At 44.8% G+C, this 22,641-nt stretch carries 19 protein-coding genes; 11 read left to right on the top strand and 8 right to left on the bottom strand.

Annotated elements, in window-relative coordinates; translation table 11 throughout:
- Window positions 1-3 precede the first annotated feature (3 nt).
- From ABWP91_RS07180 to ABWP91_RS07170, 3 genes are read left to right on the top strand one after another with little or no spacing between them, the layout of a single operon-like run.
- Window positions 4-966 (top strand): ABC transporter permease, encoded by a 963-nt coding sequence (locus ABWP91_RS07180; RefSeq protein WP_353242683.1) that lies wholly within the window; start codon window positions 4-6, stop codon window positions 964-966.
- Window positions 953-1,942 (top strand): iron chelate uptake ABC transporter family permease subunit, encoded by a 990-nt coding sequence (locus ABWP91_RS07175; RefSeq protein WP_353242682.1) that lies wholly within the window; start codon window positions 953-955, stop codon window positions 1,940-1,942. The genes ABWP91_RS07180 and ABWP91_RS07175 overlap by 14 nt, the downstream gene beginning before the upstream one ends.
- Before the next feature lies 1 nt (window position 1,943).
- Window positions 1,944-2,702, top strand: coding sequence for an iron ABC transporter ATP-binding protein (locus tag ABWP91_RS07170; protein WP_353242681.1), 759 nt, complete (start codon window positions 1,944-1,946; stop codon window positions 2,700-2,702).
- 192 nt (window positions 2,703-2,894) lie between these two features.
- Here the strand turns inward: ABWP91_RS07170 and ABWP91_RS07165 are convergent, their stop codons facing one another.
- From ABWP91_RS07165 to ABWP91_RS07150, 4 genes are all read right to left on the bottom strand, one after another.
- Window positions 2,895-4,361: a hypothetical protein gene (locus tag ABWP91_RS07165; protein WP_353242680.1), complete on the bottom strand. Its 1,467-nt coding sequence runs from the start codon at window positions 4,359-4,361 to the stop codon at window positions 2,895-2,897.
- Between the two features lie 210 nt (window positions 4,362-4,571).
- Window positions 4,572-5,072, bottom strand: coding sequence for a RidA family protein (locus ABWP91_RS07160; RefSeq protein ID WP_353242679.1), 501 nt, complete (start codon window positions 5,070-5,072; stop codon window positions 4,572-4,574).
- A 124-nt stretch (window positions 5,073-5,196) separates the two neighbouring features.
- On the bottom strand, window positions 5,197-6,615 hold the full coding sequence (locus ABWP91_RS07155) for an NAD(P)/FAD-dependent oxidoreductase (RefSeq protein WP_353242678.1): 1,419 nt from the start codon (window positions 6,613-6,615) through the stop codon (window positions 5,197-5,199).
- 893 nt (window positions 6,616-7,508) lie between these two features.
- Window positions 7,509-8,171 carry a DUF1028 domain-containing protein gene (locus ABWP91_RS07150; protein WP_353242677.1) on the bottom strand — a complete coding sequence of 221 codons (663 nt, stop codon included), beginning with the start codon at window positions 8,169-8,171 and terminating at the stop codon, window positions 7,509-7,511.
- 157 nt (window positions 8,172-8,328) lie between these two features.
- Here ABWP91_RS07150 and ABWP91_RS07145 point away from each other — a divergent pair, with 157 nt between their 5' ends.
- From ABWP91_RS07145 to ABWP91_RS07120, 6 genes are read left to right on the top strand one after another with little or no spacing between them, the layout of a single operon-like run.
- Window positions 8,329-9,888 (top strand): ABC transporter substrate-binding protein, encoded by a 1,560-nt coding sequence (locus tag ABWP91_RS07145; RefSeq protein ID WP_353242676.1) that lies wholly within the window; start codon window positions 8,329-8,331, stop codon window positions 9,886-9,888.
- An 18-nt stretch (window positions 9,889-9,906) separates the two neighbouring features.
- Window positions 9,907-10,854: an ABC transporter permease gene (locus ABWP91_RS07140; protein ID WP_353242767.1), complete on the top strand. Its 948-nt coding sequence runs from the start codon at window positions 9,907-9,909 to the stop codon at window positions 10,852-10,854.
- Window positions 10,851-12,668, top strand: coding sequence for an ABC transporter permease subunit (locus ABWP91_RS07135; protein ID WP_353242675.1), 1,818 nt, complete (start codon window positions 10,851-10,853; stop codon window positions 12,666-12,668). The genes ABWP91_RS07140 and ABWP91_RS07135 overlap by 4 nt, the downstream gene beginning before the upstream one ends.
- Entirely contained in the window at window positions 12,665-13,459 is a 795-nt protein-coding gene (locus tag ABWP91_RS07130; protein WP_353242674.1) for an ATP-binding cassette domain-containing protein, read from the top strand. The genes ABWP91_RS07135 and ABWP91_RS07130 overlap by 4 nt, the downstream gene beginning before the upstream one ends.
- Before the next feature lie 18 nt (window positions 13,460-13,477).
- Window positions 13,478-14,248, top strand: a complete 771-nt coding sequence (locus ABWP91_RS07125; RefSeq protein WP_353242673.1) for a FadR/GntR family transcriptional regulator — start codon at window positions 13,478-13,480, stop codon at window positions 14,246-14,248.
- 5 nt (window positions 14,249-14,253) lie between these two features.
- On the top strand, window positions 14,254-15,303 hold the full coding sequence (locus tag ABWP91_RS07120; RefSeq protein ID WP_353242672.1) for an osmoprotectant NAGGN system M42 family peptidase: 1,050 nt from the start codon (window positions 14,254-14,256) through the stop codon (window positions 15,301-15,303).
- A 42-nt stretch (window positions 15,304-15,345) separates the two neighbouring features.
- Here ABWP91_RS07120 and dsdA read toward each other — a convergent pair whose 3' ends face one another.
- Window positions 15,346-16,680, bottom strand: a complete 1,335-nt coding sequence (gene dsdA / locus ABWP91_RS07115) for a D-serine ammonia-lyase (RefSeq protein ID WP_353242671.1) — start codon at window positions 16,678-16,680, stop codon at window positions 15,346-15,348.
- A 12-nt stretch (window positions 16,681-16,692) separates the two neighbouring features.
- Window positions 16,693-18,030 carry a D-serine transporter DsdX gene (dsdX, locus tag ABWP91_RS07110; protein ID WP_353242670.1) on the bottom strand — a complete coding sequence of 446 codons (1,338 nt, stop codon included), beginning with the start codon at window positions 18,028-18,030 and terminating at the stop codon, window positions 16,693-16,695.
- A 209-nt stretch (window positions 18,031-18,239) separates the two neighbouring features.
- Between dsdX and dsdC the strand changes: the two genes are divergently transcribed.
- Entirely contained in the window at window positions 18,240-19,193 is a 954-nt protein-coding gene (dsdC, locus tag ABWP91_RS07105; RefSeq protein WP_353242669.1) for a DNA-binding transcriptional regulator DsdC, read from the top strand.
- An 80-nt stretch (window positions 19,194-19,273) separates the two neighbouring features.
- Window positions 19,274-20,296 (top strand): LacI family DNA-binding transcriptional regulator, encoded by a 1,023-nt coding sequence (locus ABWP91_RS07100; protein WP_353242668.1) that lies wholly within the window; start codon window positions 19,274-19,276, stop codon window positions 20,294-20,296.
- Window positions 20,297-20,354: 58 nt separating this feature from the next.
- Here the strand turns inward: ABWP91_RS07100 and ABWP91_RS07095 are convergent, their stop codons facing one another.
- Both ABWP91_RS07095 and ABWP91_RS07090 read right to left on the bottom strand, forming a co-directional pair.
- Window positions 20,355-21,335 carry an NAD(P)-dependent oxidoreductase gene (locus ABWP91_RS07095; RefSeq protein ID WP_353242667.1) on the bottom strand — a complete coding sequence of 327 codons (981 nt, stop codon included), beginning with the start codon at window positions 21,333-21,335 and terminating at the stop codon, window positions 20,355-20,357.
- A 12-nt stretch (window positions 21,336-21,347) separates the two neighbouring features.
- Window positions 21,348-22,628, bottom strand: a complete 1,281-nt coding sequence (locus tag ABWP91_RS07090; RefSeq protein WP_353242666.1) for an MFS transporter — start codon at window positions 22,626-22,628, stop codon at window positions 21,348-21,350.
- Between the last annotated feature and the right edge of the window lie 13 nt (window positions 22,629-22,641).

Here is a 22,641-nt window from a genome sequence, read left to right as displayed (position 1 = left end):
CCAATGAAAACGCTTTATCTTTTTTGTGGAATTATCGCGTTATTGGTTTTAGCGGTATTAAGCTTGTTTGTAGGAGCGGGTGACGTGTCACCCGTTTCGCTTTTCACCGACCCAGAGATGCAAGACATCTTTTTTATTAGCCGAATTCCTCGAACCGTCTCCTTAATTCTAGCCGGCAGTGCCATGAGCGTTGCAGGGCTTATCATGCAATTACTCACCCAAAACCGCTTTGTTGAGCCTTCCCTTGCGGGGACCACACAATCTGCTAGTTTAGGCTTATTGGTTGTGATGATCCTGTTCCCAGCCGCCAGTATTATGACCAAAATGGTGGTTGCCAGTGGCTTTGCATTGATTGGTACGATGCTGTTTATGGTGTTATTGCGCCGTGTCATTCTAAAATCAGCGTTGATAGTGCCACTAGTGGGGATTATGTTAGGTGCGGTTATCAGCGCGCTAACTATTTTTACAGCCTATTATTTTGATTTGCTTCAGTCCCTTGGCGCATGGATGAGTGGTGACTTTTCAAGCATCATTCAAGGCCGTTACGAGTTACTATGGCTGGTGGGCATCCTAACGTTAATTGCCTGCTGGATTGCAGATAGCTTTACTGTCGCAGGTATGGGCCGTGAGTTTTCCATTAACGTAGGCCTCAATTACCGTAAAGTCATGACTATCGGTTTATCCATTATAGCCCTGATTAGCGGTGTGGTGGTTGTTGTAGTCGGCGCGTTACCTTTCCTTGGCTTAATTATTCCAAACCTTGTGAGCTTAGTGATGGGGGATAACATTCGTAAAACCATCCCGTGGATATGTATTGCGGGAGGCGGTTTAGTCTTACTGTGCGACATTATTGGGCGCTTGATCCGTTATCCATTTGAAATCCCTGCAAGTGTGATTCTCGGGGTAGTTGGTGCGGTTATTTTCTTATATTTACTGTTGAAGCAGCAACGTTATGCAAAAAGTTAACTCCGCAATTGCGTTAGCAAAACCTAAAAAAGGGCTAACGCCGCTGCAAAGAATATGGATATTGCTGGCCCTATCGCTGCTATCCATTGTGCTCTATATGACAATCAATCTAGGCAATAACCTTGCGTATATTCTGCCGCATCGTGGCTATATCGTGTTGACCATGATTGTAGTGGCATTTGCCGCGGGGGCATCGACGGTATTGTTCCAAACTATCGCAAATAACAAAATATTGACGCCATCAATTATGGGGCTTGAGGCTCTGTTTATCTTGCTGCAAACCGTCTTTATTTTTTATACTGACAGTTTCCCCGCTTCATGGCTGCTAAATATCGGTAAATTCCTGTTGGAATCGACGTTGCTCGTGCTGTTTTCGGTTCTGCTTTATCGCTGGCTATTTGTCTCTGTGAAAATGAATATCAACCTTGTCTTGATGGTTGGTATTATTTTGGGCACCTTATTTCGCAGTGTGGCAACGTTACTCCAGCGTTTAATGGACCCAAATGAGTTTTCCATTTTACAAAGTCGCATGTTTGCGACGTTCACGCGTGGGACGCCAGAGCTTATTTTCTTTACCTTGCTCATTACCGTTGTCGTTGGGGTCCTGCTATGGCGGATGCGTTACTGCTTTGATGTCTTAGCATTAGGGCAAGCCAATGCCGTGAATTTAGGGATTAATTATCGCCAGCAAGTCACGGTTATTTTACTGCTGATCTCCATCTTAGTGGCTATTTCAACCTCATTGGTTGGGCCCCTGACCTTCTTAGGATTGATGGTGGCAAATCTTGCTTACTTTATCAGTGGTAGCAGCCAGCATCGCTATTTATTGCCTGTTTCTTTCTTATTAGGTGTTATCGCGCTGATTGGTGGGCAACTCGTCCTTGAATATGGTCTAAATATGGCGGGAACATTGTCCGTTGTTATTGAGTTTGTTGGCGGAATATTCTTTATTTATATGGTGTTAAGAAGGTTTTAGTATGATTGAAATTAGTCAGATATCGAAAAGTTATCAGGATACTAAGGTCTTAGATAACGTCACAACAACGATCAAAAATAGCGGTATCACCTCGATTATTGGGCCCAATGGTGCAGGTAAATCAACGCTACTGTCGATTATTGGGCGCTTATTGACACCAGATGAAGGCGGCTATGTTAAGGTCAACGAATTAGATGTTTCGACAACGCCAAGTGATAAGTTAGCTAAATGTTTATCTGTCCTGCGCCAAGAAAATCAATTTGCGAGCCGCTTAACAGTGGAAGAATTAGTTGGTTTTGGGCGCTATCCCTATACCAAAGGGCGTTTAAACCTTGAAGATAAACAGAAAATTGACGAATCACTGTCTTTCCTGAATTTATCAGATTTACGCCACCGTTATTTAGATGAACTATCGGGCGGGCAGCGCCAACGTGCCTATGTAGCGATGGTTTTGTGCCAAGATACAGAATATGTATTGCTAGATGAACCCTTAAATAACCTCGACATGAAGCACGCCGTGATCATGATGAAGTTATTGCGCCGCGCAGCAGATGAGCTAGGGAAAACCATTATTTTAGTGATCCATGATATTAACTTTGCTTCTGTTTACTCAGACTATATTGTGGCGCTAAGAAATGGCCGTTTATCCTATCATGGCAAACCAGAAGACATCATGAAATCCGATATTATTGAGGATATTTTTGATACGCCAGTTGAGATTAAGCAGGTTGATAATCAGTTCATCGCCCTCTATTACTAAATATTCGTCCTAATATAGGCTGTAGCTGTGTTGGCTACGCTCACCAACCCTAGTCACATACTTTTGTATGCTCCTAGGGATTAGCTTCACTTGCCGCCTTGCTACAACCTAAATTAGTTAGAATATTTTTTATGTAATGTGTAATGTGTAATGTGTAATGTGTAATGTGCTAAGGGGATAAAAGCCATAAAATTATGGCTTTGAAAGTTCAATATCTTCATCGGTGGTTAGTAAATCCAGCGATTGAAGCACTTCTAAACGCTTAATTCCATCTGCATTTACCACCAAACGCGCTAGCTCATTGTAGGTCTTTTTATCCATTGTCACGCGGCGGCATAAGTAAATGTGATAGACCTTTTCACCAATCATGGCGGGTTCTTCGTCATTCACCGTTAATTCTTCATAGCTAATATCAATGTATTTTAAAAAATCCGAAATATTAAAGCGGGTGATATCTGCTATCGACGATTGGTTCTTTTCAAACACCGCTTGGCGGTTATGCAGCAGTACGTCCTTGCGATAATACAAAATATCTTCCATGCGCTGCACGTTGACCAAATTCACCCAGTGGGACTGTTGGCGCATTTCGCGAATATCGGGGGAGAGCATGCCTTCACTGATAAACCGAAAAGACTCTTTACATACCCCCACTGGGGCCTTAACACCTTCACGGTAAATACGTAATTGGCGGTCAGGGATCCATTTTTGGAACACGCGATACAGTTGTTCTCGACCAATTTCTTTCAGCCTATCTTTGAAAATATAGCCAATGACCATCGCTAAAAAGAGGTTGGCACTTAGCGCACCATATTTTCCCTGCCATAGGAACGCAATCAGGGTGGCAAAGATCATCGAGATTGCGGCCGCAATACCATAAATAGAATGCAACAGCAGTGGTAAACCGCGCTTATGACGAATTTCTAAATAGAGATAACGATTAATATACTTTTTTAATAAATTGCGCCTATAGGTCACTAGCTCGACATCCGTTTCATCACTTGGAAAACAGTCAGGATAGTTTTTCTTCAAGTAACGCATTTCTTGGTACCAAAAATGACGTATTTCTTCGCGCAAGGGTATCTGTTTATCAGCCAATAAATCACGTAAGTAATTAATGGTGTAGTAAGTCATAAATTCATCACAATAGGAAAAAGCATTGGAGTGAATGGCTTCTTCTACTTTGGCTGCGAGAGGGAGCAATGCACGGTACGCGGTTAGGCATTTCCCAATATCGGCCATGAGATCTGTCAGGTATTCCGCGGTCTGCCGTTGTGGGTTTTGGCTCACCATTTTGACATTAATACGCACCGTTCTTTTAATGGTGAGCGCATAGCGCTTCAGTTTATTTTCATATTCGTCCAGAGAAGGTGGGCTTAACGGGTCATACTGTTCCAGCCAGCGCTTTAACTCGTTTATCTCCCCATTTTCCTCTGGTAAGGATGAGAGCTTTACCGTCGGTGGGCTGAGTCGAATATAATTTTTAAGGCTACGCTGAAGGCTTGATGGGGCATATAAATCAGGGTTAACTTGTAATGATGAGGGCAAAAAGAAAAACGTTTCAACTTGGTAGCGAACCTCTTTAGATTTGCGTGGGAACAAAACCTTTTGCTTGATTTCAAACTGTTTTTTTCCGTGTATCTTGAGAGATTCTTTGATCATATTACGCCTTTACCGGGACTTTTTATGCTTTTTGACATGTTTGTTCATCATCGAAGCATAACATGGTTTTATTAAAACAATAAAATAGCGGAAATCATGATGACAGTCTGTGAAAGACAATGAAAAAGTATTGCGAGGAAAGGGTGAGGGGGAAATATAACGAGGCATATTGCTATGCCCCATTATTGATTCGTTATTCGTTAGAATAACTTATTTTTTTGCAGCAGGACGAACCGCTGTCACTTCAATTTCCACTCTCCAAGCTGGGTTAGCCAGTTTAGCGACTTGGAAAGTTGAACGAGCTGGCAGATTAGTGACTTTCTCAGACTCATAGAACTTGTTGTAACCAGCCATAAAGCCAGCAAAGTCCATAGTCCCTTGAGTTTCTTCACCACCAACTAAGAATACTTGCATTTTAACAACGTCGTTCATCGTCAAGCCCATACCTTCGAGGTTAGCTTGGATTTGTTTTAACACGTTGATAGTTTGTGCTTCGGTATTACCGTAAGACTCTAAAACGCCTTCTTTTGCATCTGCAGAGATTTTAGAAGGTACTTTTCCGCTTAGGAAAATAAGGTTGCCCGCGCTGATTTCTACTGATTCAGAGATAGGGAATCCTTTCACTGGAACGCGTTTAACATCGTCAGCTGCATTCGCACTCGCTACACCTAAAATCAAAGGCAGAGAAAGCAATAAAGTTTTATAGCGCATGTAAACTCCTTAACATTATCAAAGTAAACGGGATCTATCGGTTTCACTTAAGACTAAATTTTAGTTTAGTCTAATTCCATTGACAGAGAGATCCCAGTAAAAAAAAACGCGACTTTTTCGTTTATTAGTTAAAACGAGAAAGTTTGTACGGCGTTGGGTCGATAAATGGTGTTTCGCCCATTAACAATTCAGCCGTTAAGCGACCAGACGCAGGACTTTCAGTCATACCCCAACCTGTTGCGGTATTGATGACTAAACCTGGGTACTGCTCGACTGTTGAAATAATTGGAATTTCATCATCCGTTGGTGCAACGGTACCACCCCAACGCTCAACCACTTTAGACTCTTTAAATACTGGGAATTCGTTTCTCAGTCTTTCCAGAACGCCATCTAAGTGCTCGTTGTTTGGTGTATTGGTTGCCGTACGGAACTCTTCAAATGGTGTCTTCTCATCTAAGTTCCAAGATGTCGACATCATGAAGGAGTTAAATAAGTCTTTACCCAGAGAGAATTCTAATGGTAATTCGCCGCCGCCTAATACGTGCAGGAATCTTGGTCCTAACAGGAAGCTGTCTTTAACGATAGAGCTGGTAAAGATACGTGGTGCAACCGCGTAGGTACCATCAGCTTGTTCACGGAAGTGAATACCGTTAGGAAGGTGGACGTTACCTTTTGGTGCGCCCGGAACGCCTGAGATGCGTTGTTGTGACAGGTAAACGTTCAGTGTTGGAACATCAATACCTAAGTTGCCCATAAACAGACGGGACCAAATACCACCAGTCAGAACGACACGAGAGGTTTTGATAGCGCCTTTTTCAGTCACAACATCGGAAATTTTACCGCCTGCTGTTTCAATGCCGCGTACTGCACAATTGGTATAGATACGGATACCGATTGATTTTGCATAGTTCGCCATTGCAGGGGTAACAGTTTCTGGGTCAAGGCTACCTGAGTCTTCTTCAAATCCACCAATTTTCCATGGAGTTTGAGCATCAACCAGACGATTTGCCAGTTCAGTACCTTCGATCATGCGGGTACGTAATGGCGTATCAAAACCTGGGTTTTCAGAAGCAGCTTTGATCCAAGCTCTTGAAACTTCTAAATCTTCTTCGCTTGAAGGAACTTCAACACGGCCTTGAACGCGGTAGCTAGTATCAGCACCGATTTTTTCGTTCATACCGAGCCATTGGATTTTTCCGTAGTGGTGTAAAGGGAAAATCGCTGGTGAGGTTTTATAACTGATGATTTGGCTGTATGCACGGCCTGATTGCTCACCGCCGACAACGCCTTTTTCACAAATAACAACATTCAGACCTTTTTCAGCAAGGTTAATTGCGGTCATGATCCCTTGAAGGCCAGCACCGATGATGACTGCATCTGCAGACTCAGGTAATTTGCCTTCAGTGCCAGCAACAGCTGGTACGCGCGATGGTGTAGATTCGAAACGGCCTTCACGACGGATCATCGGAACAACTGTTGCACCCCCTGCCAGAACACCAGCAGCACCAACCCCTAATAATAGCTTTCTTCTCGAGATTTTCATCTATAACCTCAATAACAATCTTGTTTTTTATATAGTAAATAATTTCAAATTGAGATAATGATCTTATCATATATTTTGAAATTGTTAAGTAGGGGTAGCATTTGTTAATAAAAGTCGATGAAATGAATGTTGGCGTAAATTGGTATGGTCAGTGCTGTAAAGGGTTTGTCGGAGATTCTTCAAAATTATCTATTAGCTAATTAATGATTTTTAAATATTAGTGTCATTAAATGTGTACAGGTGTAAAGTTAATTATTGTGCTTAAGTTGTGCTATTTAGTATTAATTCAGTAACAAGTTAAAATAATGAATAGCAGAAGAAAATGCTAAATATAGGTTAAGTCATCTGGTGGAAATAATAATATAAAAACACCATTTTCAATGGCTTCTCTGCGCTAATTTTACTCAACTCTTGGCGAATTAAACATCAAGTTTGAATGCCGAATGGAGATACGCTAAATCGGCGTAATGATTTGACTTTAGATTTTGTTTTTTATCTATAATCATGAAACTTAATGGTTTTTATCTTTTTTCTATTTTTTTATAAAAAATAAATAACCTAATATTTACGAGGGTTAATAATTGAAGTGAATTTAAAATAATGTATTTTACGGCCAAAAATAAATATAACCGACGAGGTGTTTATTTGAGCAAATCATCAGATGTATCAGAATGTAAAATATATAAGAAAAATATAGTGATATTAAAAATTGGATTATTTAAGTAAATATTATTAATAAATCTATTAATTAATAATATTGATTTGAAACTATTCGCGACAAAAATATAAAGATATTAAATACCTATAAAATAGATTATTAAATAGCCATCTAATAATAGGGTGTATACCATTCAGTTATTTTACTTTATTAGTAGATATACACCGTACTGAGGTCAATTATTAGCGATATATTCATTTCCTGTGGGAATTTGAGCGAAAAAGTTAGCATAATCCTCGGCACGAACCTGTTGGAGGATAATGTCCAGTTCGACTAAGGGGTTTTCTGACCAATCGCAGCGTATGTCAATATCGGCATATTGGCGGTTACTCCATATCTTTAGCGCGGCAGAACGTATGCCACGATAATCCCCACCAGACTTTGCCCCTACTTGCATAGCGAGCAAAAGCCTATCAGCAAGCTCAAGACTGCTATTTTTTTGATAGCTCTGATGTATGGCACTAATAACCTGTTCACCCACTAACATATTACCTGCGATGGCGAGGTTCTTTTCCGACACGCTTCCACACCAAGGCAAACAAGCTTGCCCAGTCCAATCGGCACTATTACCAGTATGATCGAGAATAATCCATTGCCGTAACTCGGGGCTCTCATCCTCAACTAACAATGTATCAAGACATGAACTTGCCAAGAAACCACGCTGTAAATGCGCAATACCCCTTAAGCCCGCAATGGGGTTTGTCATGGCTTGTGTCGCGATTGCGCCTGCGGCGCTTGCACCATGCAGAACTAATGCGCCAACCGCAGGGCCGCCTGTTGCCGTGGCTGCACCCATTTTTCCTGTTTGTGGGCAACGCGCCACGATTGAAAATGTCATTTTGCACCTCATAAATTAGACATTGATCAAATTTATCATTATAAATTGTTGCTAGAAACATAATTTATCATCATAAATAGAGAAAAATGTAAAATAATTAACAAAATTGACACAAATCACATTTCAAAAATGACATGGGCAGCACAGGGGAGGTTGTATGAGAATGCGTTTAGGTAGGTGGATAGCGGGTGTCTTACTGCTTTCTTTATTTTCATTACCGTCTCAGGCGTCAAAGTACAGTGACGTACTGCTATTAGGGCAGGTTGCCGAACCGCAATCCCTTGACCCGCAAGTGGCAACGGCAGCGAATGATTCGCGGATTTTAGTCAATATCTATGAAGGGTTAGTGCGCAATGCGGATGGTACGTTGACGCTCGAACCTGCTCTCGCAAAATCATGGGACGTCAGTGATGATGGGCTAACTTATACGTTCCAGTTACGCGACAATATTCGGTTTCATGATGGCAGCCCATTTAATGCGCAAGCCGTAAGATTCACATTTGAACGCATGCTGGACAACCAGCACCCTTATTATTTTACTGGGCCATTTCCGCTGTCATTTTTCTTTTCTGCTATCGACAAGATTGATACCCCTGATGATTTGACGGTGGTATTCACGTTAAAAGAGCCTTTCGCACCTTTTTTATCGAATTTAGCCACACCCGCGGGTTTGATTGTGTCACCTGCTGCGATTAAGCAATACGGCAAAGATTTTAGTCGCCACCCAAGTGGTACAGGGCCTTTTAAGTTCGATGAGTGGACGGCAAACCAACGAGTGGTTGTATCCAGCAATGACGTTTATTGGGACGGTAAACCGAACCTAAAATACGTGGTTTTCCGCCCAATTACTGACGCTAATACTCGCGTAGCGGAGATGTTGTCTGGGGGAATTGATGCCATGGTTGAAGTCCCTGCTGATAACGTTCCTCTTTTTGCTGCGGATAGCCGCTTTCATGTCTACGAAGCGACGGGCCCCCATGTGTGGTACAGCATGTTAAATGCCTCTTTACCTCCATTTGATGATGTGCGTGTTCGCCAAGCGGTGAACTACGCAGTGAATAAGCAAAATATCGTCAAGTATATCCTTCAGGATTCTGCGGATGTAGCGGAAGGTCCGATCCCTTCAGCATTCGATTGGGCATTTGATAAAGAAACCGCGGCGTACCCTTATGACCCAGAAAAAGCCCGCGAACTAATCAAAGAGGCAGGGGCAGAAGGGCAGAAAATTGTGTTTTACGTAACAGAGGGCGGCTCGGGCATGTTAGACCCTATTCCGATGGCGACAGCAATCCAAGCTGATTTAAAGGCGGTTGGGTTATCGGTAGAAATTCAAACTTTTGAATGGAATACCTATCTGTCGAAAGTTAATGCGGGGCTAAAAGAGGCACACATGGCGGAGATGGCATGGATGACCAATGACCCAGATACCTTGCCCTTCTTAACGTTACATTCTGCATCTTGGCCTGATAAAGGCGGGTTTAATTCGGGCTATTACAGTAACAAGCAACTCGATGCCTTGCTGGATAAGGCGCGAGTCACCAATAACCTTGAGGAACGCGCCGCACTGTATCAGCAAGTGCAAAAAATTGTTCATCAAGATGCGCCTTGGCTCTTTGTTGCCAATTGGAAGCAAAACGCCGTGGCAAATAATCATGTTCAATACTTTAAATTACAGCCGAACTTTAATTTATTACTTAAAGATGTTCGCAAAGATTAATTTTATGGGGAAAAAATGATGTGGTTATACTGTTTAAAGCGCATTTTAGCGACCATTCCCATACTGATTGGTTTGACGCTAATTGTCTTTTTGATCATGGCGATGATCCCCGGTGACCCCGCTCAAGCGCTCCTTGGCCCTTGGGCAACACCTGAGAATGTTGCACGCGTAAAAATCGAGCTCGGTTTAGATAAGCCGTTATATCAACAGTACTTTATTTGGATGCAAAATTTAATTTCAGGGGACTTTGGCCGCTCATTTGTCCTGAACCGCCCTGTGGTTGATGAAGTATTAGAACGTTTTTCGGCAACCTTAATACTGGGGGGATGTGCCTTACTACTGAGTTCGGTGTTGGGGTTATTGGCTGGGATCATTTCGGCTATTCGCCAGTTTAGTTGGAGCGATCGGTTCATCACCTTAGCAGTTTTACTCGGTATTTCAATGCCATCCTTCTGGATTGGCTTATTGATGATTATGGTTTTCTCCGTTCAACTGCAATGGTTTCCTGCATCAGGGATGTACGACATTTGGCAAGGCGGTGGCTTAGGGGATTTATTGCATCACCTCGTGTTGCCCGTTATTACGCTATCACTCGTTGCCACTGGGGTGATTGCCCGTTTAACGCGAACGGCCATGTTGGAAGTTTTACGCCTCGATTTTATTCGAACGGCTAGGGCGAAAGGCCTCAGTGAACGCAAAGTCATTTTCCGCCATGCATTTCGTATGGCGCTGGTTTCAGTGATCCCTGTGATTGGTATTCAAGCGGGCTTTGTGTTTGGTGGCGCGGTGTATATTGAAACCGTTTTTCAGTGGCCGGGGTTAGGGGCAATGTTGGTGAAAGCTGTGGCAACCCGAGATTTATTCTTAGTTCAAGGGGGCGTTTTGATTGCAGCGGCGTCTTACGTGTTTATCAATTTGTTTGCTGATGTCCTGCAAGCCATGTTAGATCCGAGGTTGAAATCATGAGCCAAGCGACAACACCGATTATTCAACATCGTCATCGACAATCTATTGGCTCGCTACTACTGGCGAACCGCCTTGCGACGATTGGTTTGATGATTTTAACGGTCATCATGCTACTTGCCTTATTCGCGCCTTGGTTACCGCTGGATAACCCAGACGAAACGGATTTAGTGAACCGCCTATTACCGGTTTTTTCATCGGGGCATATCTTGGGTACTGACCACTTGGGGCGTGATATTTTATCGCGCTTATTGTGGGGCACGAGGGTGTCACTGATGGTGGGGATCTCTGCCACACTGATTGCTGCTGTTTTTGGCACACTAATTGGCTTAATTGCTGGTTATGTTGGGCACCGTACCGACACAGTATTGATGCGCTGTATCGATATGCTGATGGCATTCCCTTATATTTTATTGGCACTGGCCATTGTGGCGGTACTGGGGCCGGGCTTATTAAATGCGTTATATGCGATTGCTTTAGTTAATATTCCCTTTTTTGCCCGAAATATTCGCGGCTTAACGGTTGGACTGCGTGATAGGGATTTTATTCAGGCAGCAAGGTTGTCAGGTAAAAACCATATACAGGTGCTATTGACCGAGGTTTTACCCAATGTCCTGCCAATTATCGTTGTTACCATGTCGACAACCATTGGATGGATGATTTTAGAAACTGCAGGGCTTTCATTTTTAGGCTTAGGCACACAGCCACCGAATGCTGATCTCGGTTCGATGTTAGGGCAAGGGCGCGCGCAAATGTTTGTGGCACCTCATGTGGCTTTGGTGCCGGGGGTAATGATTTTCCTGATTGTCATCAGCTTCAATCTATTGGGTGATGGCGTGCGTGATATTCTCGATCCACGTTTAAAATCAGGGGCTTTGCACCGCTCACAACCTATGACCCAAACGGATCGCGTGAATATCCCCGCTAAAACAGACGGCAGTCAGGCCGTGCTGGAAGTGAAAGACCTTGCGGTTGCATTTCGCCAAGGCCACCAGCTGCGCCCAACTGTCAAAGGGATCAGTTTTACCGTTGGTGCAGGTGAATGCCTGGGGCTAATTGGGGAAAGTGGCTCGGGCAAGAGCGTAACTGCGCTGTCCATTATGGGGTTGCTGGCTTCACCCCCTGCGGTTATTACGGCGGGTGGGGTGTATGTGGAACATGAAGAGATGCTGTCCCTGCCGCTTTCTATTATGCAACGGCGACGTGGTGCGCGGGTGTCGTATATTTTTCAAGACCCACTAACGACCTTGCACCCGCAGTTTACGATTGGTGTACAGCTTCAAGAGGCTATCACCGCTCATCAGGCGTTATCCAACCAAGTAGCAAAAGCGAAAGCCATCGAACTCCTTGATAGCGTGGGGATCCCTGATGCCGCTGAACGGTTTAGTGCTTATCCCCATGAGTTATCAGGTGGGCAACGCCAGCGGGTGGGGATAGCCATGGCGCTAGCTAACGACCCTGTGCTTATCATTGCGGATGAACCGACAACGGCGCTGGATGTGACTGTTCAAGCGAGAATTTTAGAATTATTGAACAAACTACGCCGCGAACGGGGTGTGGCACTGTTGTTTATTACCCATGATTTTGCCGTGATTAACCAAATTTGCGACCGTGTTGCGGTGATGCAACAAGGGGAAATTGTGGAAACAGGCGTGACTCAAACGGTATTGCAACAACCACAACACCCGTATACGCAACGGCTAATTGCCAGTGTTCCAAAACTGGGTGAAGGCCGTCAATTTTTAACGCAAGTGGCGGCGCTTTATCGCAATGAAACCGAAGATAAAGTCCTAAAAACGGCGCAGGAGGCACCATGAACAGCGTGATTGAAGTGAATCAATTAGTGAAAACGTTTGGCCAGCCTCGTAGCCTATTTCATCCCAAGGGGCGGGAAGTCCATGCCCTGAAAAATATTTCATTGTCACTGTATGAAGGGGAAACGCTGGCGGTTGTTGGTGAAAGTGGCTCTGGGAAAAGTACGCTGGCTCGGATCTTAGTGGGGCTGGAAAGCGCCACTTCTGGGGACATTCGGGTGTTAGGGCAAACTAAGGCACAGTGGCAAAAGCAGGGTGCGAAAGCTTTTGGGCAAGCGATTCAATACGTTTTTCAAGACCCAGTTGCCTCGCTAAACCCACGTAAAACCATTGGGGAAACCTTATCGGTTCCATTGAAATATTTAAAACAGATGACTCCATCACAACGCGTAAACCGATTGGTACAATTACTTGAAGCCGTCAATATGCCAATGGATTCACTGGCGTGTTATCCACATGAGTTTTCAGGTGGGCAGGCTCAGCGCTTGGCGATAGCTAGGGCGCTTGCCGCAGATGCACGGGTCTTAGTGCTTGATGAGCCTGTAAGTGCTTTGGACGTGTCCGTTCAAGCCCAAGTTTTACTGCTGTTGGAAGAGTTAAAAGCGCAGTTTTCACTCTCCTATTTATTTATTAGCCATGATTTAGCCGTCGTGGAGTCAATCGCTGACAGGGTTGCCGTGCTGTATTTAGGGGATTTGCTTGAGTGCCGCGAAACTCGTCAGCTATTTGCGGCGCCTGAAAATGCGTATACTCAAAACCTATTATCGAGTGCGCCACGTATTCGTTCCTATTAAAACTTGTTGAGAGCAGCTATGAGCATCGAGAAGCCATCGGCAATAGAGCCGGTTCGCATTAAACGGACAGATGAAATTGTGAATGCCATTAAAGAAACCATTATGGCAGACAATCTCAGCCCCGGTGATCGGTTACCCCAAGAAAAAGACCTGATCGAGCGCTATAGCGCGAGTAAAAGTACTGTCAGGGAAGCGTTAAAATCCCTTGAAGTTCAAGGACTGATAAAAACCAAAACAGGTCCAGGAGGCGGTGCGTTTATTGATTCAATGACGGAATCTCGTGCCATGAGTTTGTTATCTAACTACTTATTTACGCGGGATATTTCCATTAAAGATATCTACACGCTGCGAAAATTATTGGAACCTGTTGTTGCGGTCAGTGCGATGGAAAATATCGATAACGCGGGAATTCAAAAACTGTATGACACCATGGCGATTTACGACCATGAACCTGCGGACGAAGACGAACGTTGGCAGCAACGGATGGCTGAGTTGGATTTCCACACCGTTGTCGCAAGCTATTCAGACAACGTGCTATTGGTGTTTATTTGCCATTTCCTTCAGCGATTACTGAAAGATTTGGCCGTCTGTAAAGACATTTATTTGAAACCTGAACCGGTTGATAGACGCCAAGGCATTGAATACCAATACCAATTAATTGAAGCCTTGCGCCGCAAAGATGCTCAAAAAGTGCAAGCCGTCATGGAAGCACACATGGATTATGCAGAACACGCCATGTTGGCTCTACAGGCCACCTTACAAGAACGTTTTTTAAGTGAAGATAGGTAATCATCATGATCGACACCGTATATCTAGCGAATGTTTTACGCACATTGTTACAAACACCGAGCCCTGTGGGAATGACCGACAAAGCGGTAGCACAGACGCACCAATGGCTGGCTGAATTAGGTTTCAAGCCGCAGTATACGCGCCGTGGGGTGCTGCACATTACGTTGGGATGGGATGAACCCAAGCGTGCACTGGCCGCTCATTTGGATACGCTGGGGGCCATGGTCACCCAATTGAAATCAAACGGCCGCTTAGCGCTACGCAACACGGGTACTTGGGCTGCGCGTTTTGCAGAAGGGGCAAGGGTAACGGTATTTAGTGATGACCACCAATACCGTGGCACAATTTTACCTTTAAAAGCGTCAGGGCACCGCTTCAACACCGAAGTTGATACTCAAGTGGCGGATTGGGATAACCTTGAAATCCGCTTAGATGTTCCTTGCTATAACCTTGCTGACCTACAATCTCACGGTTTAAATGTGGGAGACATTGTTGCGGTAGATGCCCAGCCTGAATTTATTGATAACGGCTTTGTTGTTTCCCGTCATTTGGATGATAAAGCAGGCTGTGCCGTGATGTTGGCTGCACTGAAATCGCTGGTGGATGATGGGGTTGTGCCTGCGGTTTCTTGCCAAATGATGTTCACGATTTCTGAAGAAGTCGGCATTGGAGGAACCCATGGCTTTGGCCCGCAAGTTCAAGAATTATTGGCGATAGATAACTCGGTATCAGGGCCAGACCAAGCAACGCGCGATGATTCACTGACACTCGCGTTTCGCGATAGAACAGGGCCATTTGATTTAGCAATTACCCGCCATTTATTGCAACTGTGCCAGCAATACGATATTCCCCACGTTCGCGATACGTTTAAACATTACCGCTCAGACAGTGCGGCGGCAATTGATGCAGGGTGGGATATTCGTGCAGCGTTGGCGTGTTTTGCACTCGATAGTTCCCATGGTTGGGAAAGAACACACATGGATTCATTGGTGGCATTAGCGACGCTGGTAAGGCGTTATATTGAAAGTGATTTAGTCCCACTACCAGGACAGTAATTGATGAAAACCCCCTCCAAAGCTTTGAAGGGGGAAGGGTGATTAACTCAGTTTGGCTTGTGCTAAATATTTTTCCATTTCGTTACTTGGTACCATGCCGCCGCCTGTTGCCCAAATGAGGTGAGTGGCATTTGCCATCTGCTGCGCACTGAGCGCTTTAGATTGCTGGTAATCGGTGTTTTGTGTGACATGCACGCAGCCTGTCATACCCGCTAGGGCTGACGGTTCCAATTTGATGGCTTCTGTTTGGTTGAGTAACCCTAACAGGTTATACATTTCTGGGTCATCAAGGGTGTAGTACCCGTCGATTAACCGCTCCATCGCACGCCCCACAAAACCAGAGGCACGGCCAACAGCAAGGCCATCTGCTGCAGTGATATTATCAATACCAATTTCCTGCACAGAGATACCATCGTGTAACCCAGTGTGGACGCCCAAAAGCATGCACGGTGAATGCGTCGGCTCTGCAAATAGGCAGTGCACTGCATCGCCAAACGCCAATTTTAATCCAAAGGCAACCCCACCAGGGCCACCGCCTACGCCGCAAGGTAGATAGACAAACAGCGGATGGTCTTTATCAACAATAACACCTTGTTCTATAAATTGTTTTTTCAGACGTAGCCCCGCGACGGCATAGCCTAAAAACAAGGTCGTGGAGTTTTCATCATCAATAAAGAAACAGTTCGGGTCTTGTTCTGCTTCTTTGCGGCCTTGTTCAACGGCAATGCTATAATCTTGTTCATATTCAACGACATTCACACCGTGTGAGCGTAGTTTGTCTTTCTTCCATTGGCGCGCATCCGCAGACATATGCACGCTGACGCTAAAGCCTAACTTGGCACTCATAATGCCGATAGACATCCCTAAGTTACCCGTTGAGCCTACTGCGATGCTGTATTGGCTAAAGAATTGACGGAATTTATCGGAAAATAGAACTTCATAATTATCATCAATGGATAACAACCCTGCCTCAAGTGCCAGTTTTTCGGCGTGGGTGAGTACTTCATAAATCCCCCCACGCGCTTTGATCGAGCCTGAAATTGGCAAGTGGCTGTCTTTCTTTAATAACATTTTCCCGGTGATTGGCGTTTGGTAACGGGCTTCGATCGCGGTTTGCATATTGGGGATTGCCACCACATCAGACTCGATAATACCTTGAGTAGCCTGCGTTTCTGGGAATGCTTTCATCAAGTATGGAGCAAAACGGCTTAAACGCGCCTCGGCATCTTGAACATCACTAAGGGTCAGTCCCACATAAGGTAAACCCGCTTCTGTGGTGGTGGCATTAGGGTTAAACCACGCCACGTGTTTTAAATTGATTAAGTCCTGAACTAAAGGGTAGTCAGCAATTAACTTATTCACGTTTATCTGAGTCATAATTACTCTCTTTTAAATCACAAATGAAAGTGCAAAGGTGCCTGCCAGCGCAACAAGGGATGCAATAAGGGTAGCGACACTGTAAAAACGGAATGTTTCAGCCAAGGTGGCATTACAATATTGTTTAACCAGCCAGAACAGAGAGTCTGTGACGATAGTACAACCAATCGCACCAGAACCAATGGCTAATGTCATAATTTCTGGGCTGATATGTGGGTACATTGGCATTAACGGTGCCACAATGGCGGTGGCGCCCATCATAGCAACGGTGGCAGAGCCGACTGCTGCGTGCAGAATAATGGCGACTAACCATGCCAGTAAGATGGGGTGCATGTCGATACCAGACAGCACCAGCGCAAGGGAATCACTCAGTCCACTACCTTTTAAGATACCGTTAAATGCACCGCCCGCACCAATAATCAGTAAGATATTGGCTATCGAACTAAAGCTTTCTTCGGTTTTACTGAGTAATACGCTCATGCCCATGTTACGGCGAATACCCAGCATGTAATAAGCAACAAACGCAGCAATAAACATGGCGGTAATTGGGTTACCAATAAACTGTAGGAAGGTATATAACTGATTGTCTTTACTCATGTTTAAATCAGCAGCTGTTTTGACCAACATGAGAATGATTGGCAGTAGAACCGTAAATAATGTGGCACCTAAAGAAGGTAAATCTTTTTCGTCACGTACTTCGAGGTCAGAAAATGCCTCTGGTACGGTTTTGAACGGTAAGCGCTCACCTAAAAATTTTAGGAATAATGGCCCGCCTACTAACGAAGCCACAAGCCCCACAGCAAGCCCAGCAACAATCACCGTGCCAATATCTGCCCCTAATTCATTGGTAACAAACAGCGCCGCAGGGTGTGGCGGTACGATGCAATGCACCGCCATCAGTGCGGTACACAGTGGAATGGCGAGTTTTAATAACGATGTATTGGTTCTTTTGGCAATGGAAAACGCCAGTGGGATCAATAACACCACACCGACTTCAACAAACAGGGTGATACCGCAGATTAAACCGATTAACACCATCGTGACATCGGGGGTTAACCAGCGGCTTTTTTGTAAGGTAACACCTATACGTTCTGCTGCCCCCGAGATTTCCATCATTTTTCCGAGGATAGTCCCCAGCCCGATAATGGCTGCGAGGAAACCGAGTGTACCGCCAATCCCATTTTCAATGGCATTTACCATTTCTAATGGGTTCATTTTCATGGAGATACCGACAAAGAAGCTGGCGAGTAAAAGGGCTAAAAAAGGGTGAAACTTAAATTTAATAATCGAAACGATGATCAGCAAGATACTAATAACCAGCGTGCCGAGCATCCACATTGTAGAGTCCATATCCTACCCCTAATCATTTTGTTGTTGTGCCTCTATTGGATAATAAATACGCAGGGGTGACAAACGATGAAACTTAAGTCTTAGATGAATTAAATTAACTCAATGACGTGATGTTGGTCATAAAAAAGGATGATTTATCGATTTGCATCATAACAATTCATGTTAAACGCGTTATTCTGGAAAAATATAGGACTGACCTAGGAGGTTCGATGTCAACTAATCATAATCCCTTTGAGCAATCCGGCTTTATTCAATGGCATAAACGGTTGTCGAGCCACCAGCTTTCTCGCTTACATACTTTTGAAGCGGTGGCTCGTCATCGCTCTTTTGCCCTCGCATCCCAAGAATTGGCGTTAACGCCCAGTGCGGTCAGCCACCGAATTAATACCCTTGAAGAGGAATTAGGGTTTAAATTATTTGAGCGTTTTCATCGGCGTATAGAGTTAACCGCAGACGGTGAGCGAATTTATTGGGCCCTGCGTAAAAACTTGGATGATATCAACCAAGAAATTCTGGATATTAAAAACCAAGAAATTTCAGGGGAATTAACGGTGTATTCACGGCCTTCTATTGCCCAGTGCTGGCTTATCCCCAAAATTGCGGGTTTTACTAACCAATATCCCTCCATTCAGCTCAATTTATTGACGGGGAATGATGACGTTAATTTCCGTGGTTATGGTATTGATGTCGCGATTTACTACGATGATATCACGCGGCCTAATTTGTATTGTGAAGACTTAATGCCGGAATCTATTGTGCCTGTATGCAGCCCACAATATGCCAAACAGCACGATTTGATGGACAATATTCATCAACTCAAAAACTGTACCTTGTTGCATGACAGGCAGGCTTGGAGCAGCAACTCCGACTATGATGAATGGAAAGCGTGGAGCGAACACTACCAGTTATCGTTATTTCCTCACCGTCGGAACCTGTGTTTTGACCGTTCAGACTTGGCGATTGTGGCGGCGATGAACCACGCGGGTGTGGCGATGGGGCGTAAGCAATTGGTTGAAAAACGCATTAAGCGCCAAGAGTTGGTGATGCCTTTTGGGGATATTGCACTCAAGTGCCAGCAACGCCATTATTTTGCGATGCTAAATGAAAAACGTAACCCCAAAGCCGATATTTTTATTCAGTGGCTAAAACAGCAAGTTAGATGAATATGGCAAGTAAATCGCTGTTAATTCGAGTAAGATAAGGCATTAGCCTTTCTTTTCAGCACATGGAAAAAACGCGCGCGATGGCACCGAAAACTCAAAAAGTAGCAACAATCAAAGATGTGGCTGCCAAAGCACAGGCAGGGAAAACCAGTATCTCACGTTATTTAAACGGTGAATTCCATTTGCTGTCGGATAACATGCGCCAACGTATTGAAGCGGCAATTCAAGAACTGAATTATCGGCCAAACCAAATGGCGCGTAGCTTAAAGCATGGCCGTACCGGGTTGATAGGGTTGATTATTGCCGATATCGGAAATCCATTTTCGGTGGAAGTGCTCAAAGGTGTTGAGTCAGAATCCATCAAGCAAGGGTTTATGACGGTGGTGTGCAATGCAAACAATAGCATTGAGCTGGAATGCCAATTTATTCAGTTATTAAAAGGCTACCGCGTTGATGGGCTAATTATCAATTCTGCGGGGGTAAACGCACAATTTATTGATGTGCTGAAGCAAACCACATTGCCCTTTGTGTTACTCGATAGAAAAATCGAGGATTTCCCGTGTGATATGGTCGGTTTAGATAACCCTGCATCGGCTGAAATGGCATTTAGCCACTTGATAGAGCAAGGGTTTGAGGCAATTTGCTTTGTGACTGAACCCATCGAATATAACAGCGCGCGTAAAGAGCGCCTGCAAACCTTCCAACGCTTACTGAACCAGCAAGGCCAAGTTAAAGGTGAGTTTCACCAAATTACCTTACCAGACCCCGCGCAATTAGATTCCATCGTGGCTAACTTTTGTACGTCTCACCGCGGTATGCGCAAAGCCATTGTGGCGGCAAATGGCGTGTTAACCTTGCAACTTGCTTATGTGATGAACCAACAAGGGCTACGTTGGGGGGCAGATATTGGTTTTCTCAGCTTTGATAACCTCGAATGGGCAGCCTTTGCCGGGCAAGGGATCACCTCTGTTTCGCAACCTACCGCTGAAATGGGCCACAAAGCCGTTGAGTGTTTATTAGAAAAGCTGGAAAACCCTGAAAAAGCCCCAACACAGTACCTATTCCATGGGGAACTGGTGGTAAGAAATTCAACCACATTGTAGGATAGAATTGAACAAAGAGGGGAATTGCAGGCCCCTCTTTTTGTATTATCGATAGAGGTTAGTGTGCTTGTATCGCGCTTAAATTAGCGCAATTTTCGCTAAGGTCACCGTTTAGCGCGGCAATTAAGTTATCGACCGCACATTCTACCATCGCATAGCGCGTTTCGTGGGTGGCAGAACCAATGTGGGGCAGGGCAACAACATTCGGTAAGGTGAGCAGTTTAGAATCTGTAGGGAGTGGTTCAACTTCAAATACATCCAAGCCTGCGCCGCGGATCGTGCCATTTTCTAAGGCGGTTATTAGCGCCGCTTCATCAATAATCTTCCCGCGAGAACCATTGATTAAAAACGCGCTCGGTTTCATTTTCGCAAGTTCGGCTTTACCGATCAGTTTTTCAGTGGATGGCAGTAATGGCACCACGACACAAACAAAATCAGACTCTTTTAGTAGGGTGTCTAAATCACAACGTTGGGCATTGAGCTTGGTTTCTGCCTCTACATGTTCGTGGTTACTATAGTAGAGAACGGGCATGCCAAAGCCTGCATTGGCTCGCTTCGCGACTGCATAGCCAATGCGACCCATACCTAAAATTCCGATGGTTTTGCCATTCACGTTACTGCCGTAATCACTTTCGCCAATGCTTTTGGTCCATTGGCCGTTTTTCACCATTTCGGCCATTTCGATGATACGGCGGGCACTGCAAAGTACTAAGGTGAAAATAGTGTCTGCGGTGGTTTCTGTGAGCACATTGGGGGTGTGCATCAAGGCAATTTTCCGTGCATTCATTGCGTCAATGTCAAACTGGTCAACGCCAACGGAAATGGTTGATGCTGCTTTTAGCTGTGGTGCAAGGGCGAGCTCCTTTGCTGTAATTGGGTAGCTTGCACCAATGATGCCTTCTGCGCTACTTAGCGCTTGCTGGAAACTTGCCTTGTTTTCTTCCGTAATTTCATCAAAAACAGTGACATTAAATTGCTGCTGTAAGCGCGCAAGTTGGGTATCGGGGATTGTTTTATACAAAATAATATTCTTTTTCATGGTTGCCCCTTATTAAGCGTGTTTGGCGATAGCGGAACCGCTGCTCGGTTCTTGGTTGGGTTTGACAATTAGCGTAAAGAACACTGAGGCTAACAATGCCAGACCCATAAACATATAGGAAGCGCTTGGGCTGCCTGTGGCACCATTGAGGTAACCGACAAACCATGAGCCGAAGAATGACCCCAAGGCACCCATGCTGTTGATCAGCGCCATTGCGCCCCCTGCGACGTTTTTCGGTAACATCTCAGGGATAATCGCAAAGAATGGGCCATAAGGTGCGTACATGGCGGCACCCGCAATCACCAGTAATGTGTAGGATAACCAGAAATTCGAATTGCCTAACATGTAAGAACCAAGGAAGCACACAGCACCGATTAAGAGCATTGGCCAGACAAATAATTTGCGGTTATGCATACGGTCTGAAGCCCATGATACCAAAATCATCGCCAACGTGGCGGCAAGATATGGCACCGCAGAGAGCCAGCCTGTTTCCACCATGCCTAAGTTTGATGCACCGCGAATAATCGAAGGTAGCCATAACACAAAGCCATAAACCCCGATACTCCAACAGAAATATTGTGCGCACAACAATACAACGTTACGGGATTTGAACGCCTCGCGGTAATTGCGTACGGGCTTGATATTTTTCTGTTCATCACTGAGGATTTTGTCTAAATCGGCTTTTTCTTGCTGACTTAACCAATTGACTTGGCTTGGTTTATCACGGGCAGTTCGCCACCAGAAGAAGGCCCATAGAACCGCGGGAACCCCTTCAATAATAAACATTTCACGCCAGCCAAAGGCTTGAATTAAGTAACCCGATAACACGGACATCCATAACACCGTCACGGGGTTACCTAAAATTAAGAAAGTGTTGGCGCGGGAACGTTCGGATTGGGTGAACCAGTTACTGATATAGATAAGCATCGCGGGCATAACCGCGGCTTCGACGACCCCTAAGCTGAAGCGAATAATCACTAACATTGGTATGTTGCTGACCATTCCCGTTAAGCTAGCAAATATGCCCCATAAGAAAATACAGGCAAAAATCAGTTTGCGGACACTGCGTTTTTCCGCGTAGATAGCCCCAGGGATTTGGAAGAAAAAATACCCTAAGAAAAATAAGGAACCGAGCAGGGAGGACATCCCCTTGGTGATCCCTAAGTCGGCGTTAATCCCTGCGGCGGCGGCAAAGCTATAGTTAGCACGGTCGAGGTAGGCAAGGCTGTAGGTGATAAACACGATTGGCATAATGCGCCACCAACGCGACATCGCAGGAGCTCTGGTTGTCATAATCTATTCCTTC

It is taken from the genome of Providencia sp., from assembly GCF_040396775.1.
Lineage (GTDB): Bacteria > Pseudomonadota > Gammaproteobacteria > Enterobacterales > Enterobacteriaceae > Providencia.
The sequence above is the reverse complement of the archived record's forward strand: the minus strand, read 5'-3'. Positions and strand labels throughout refer to the sequence as shown.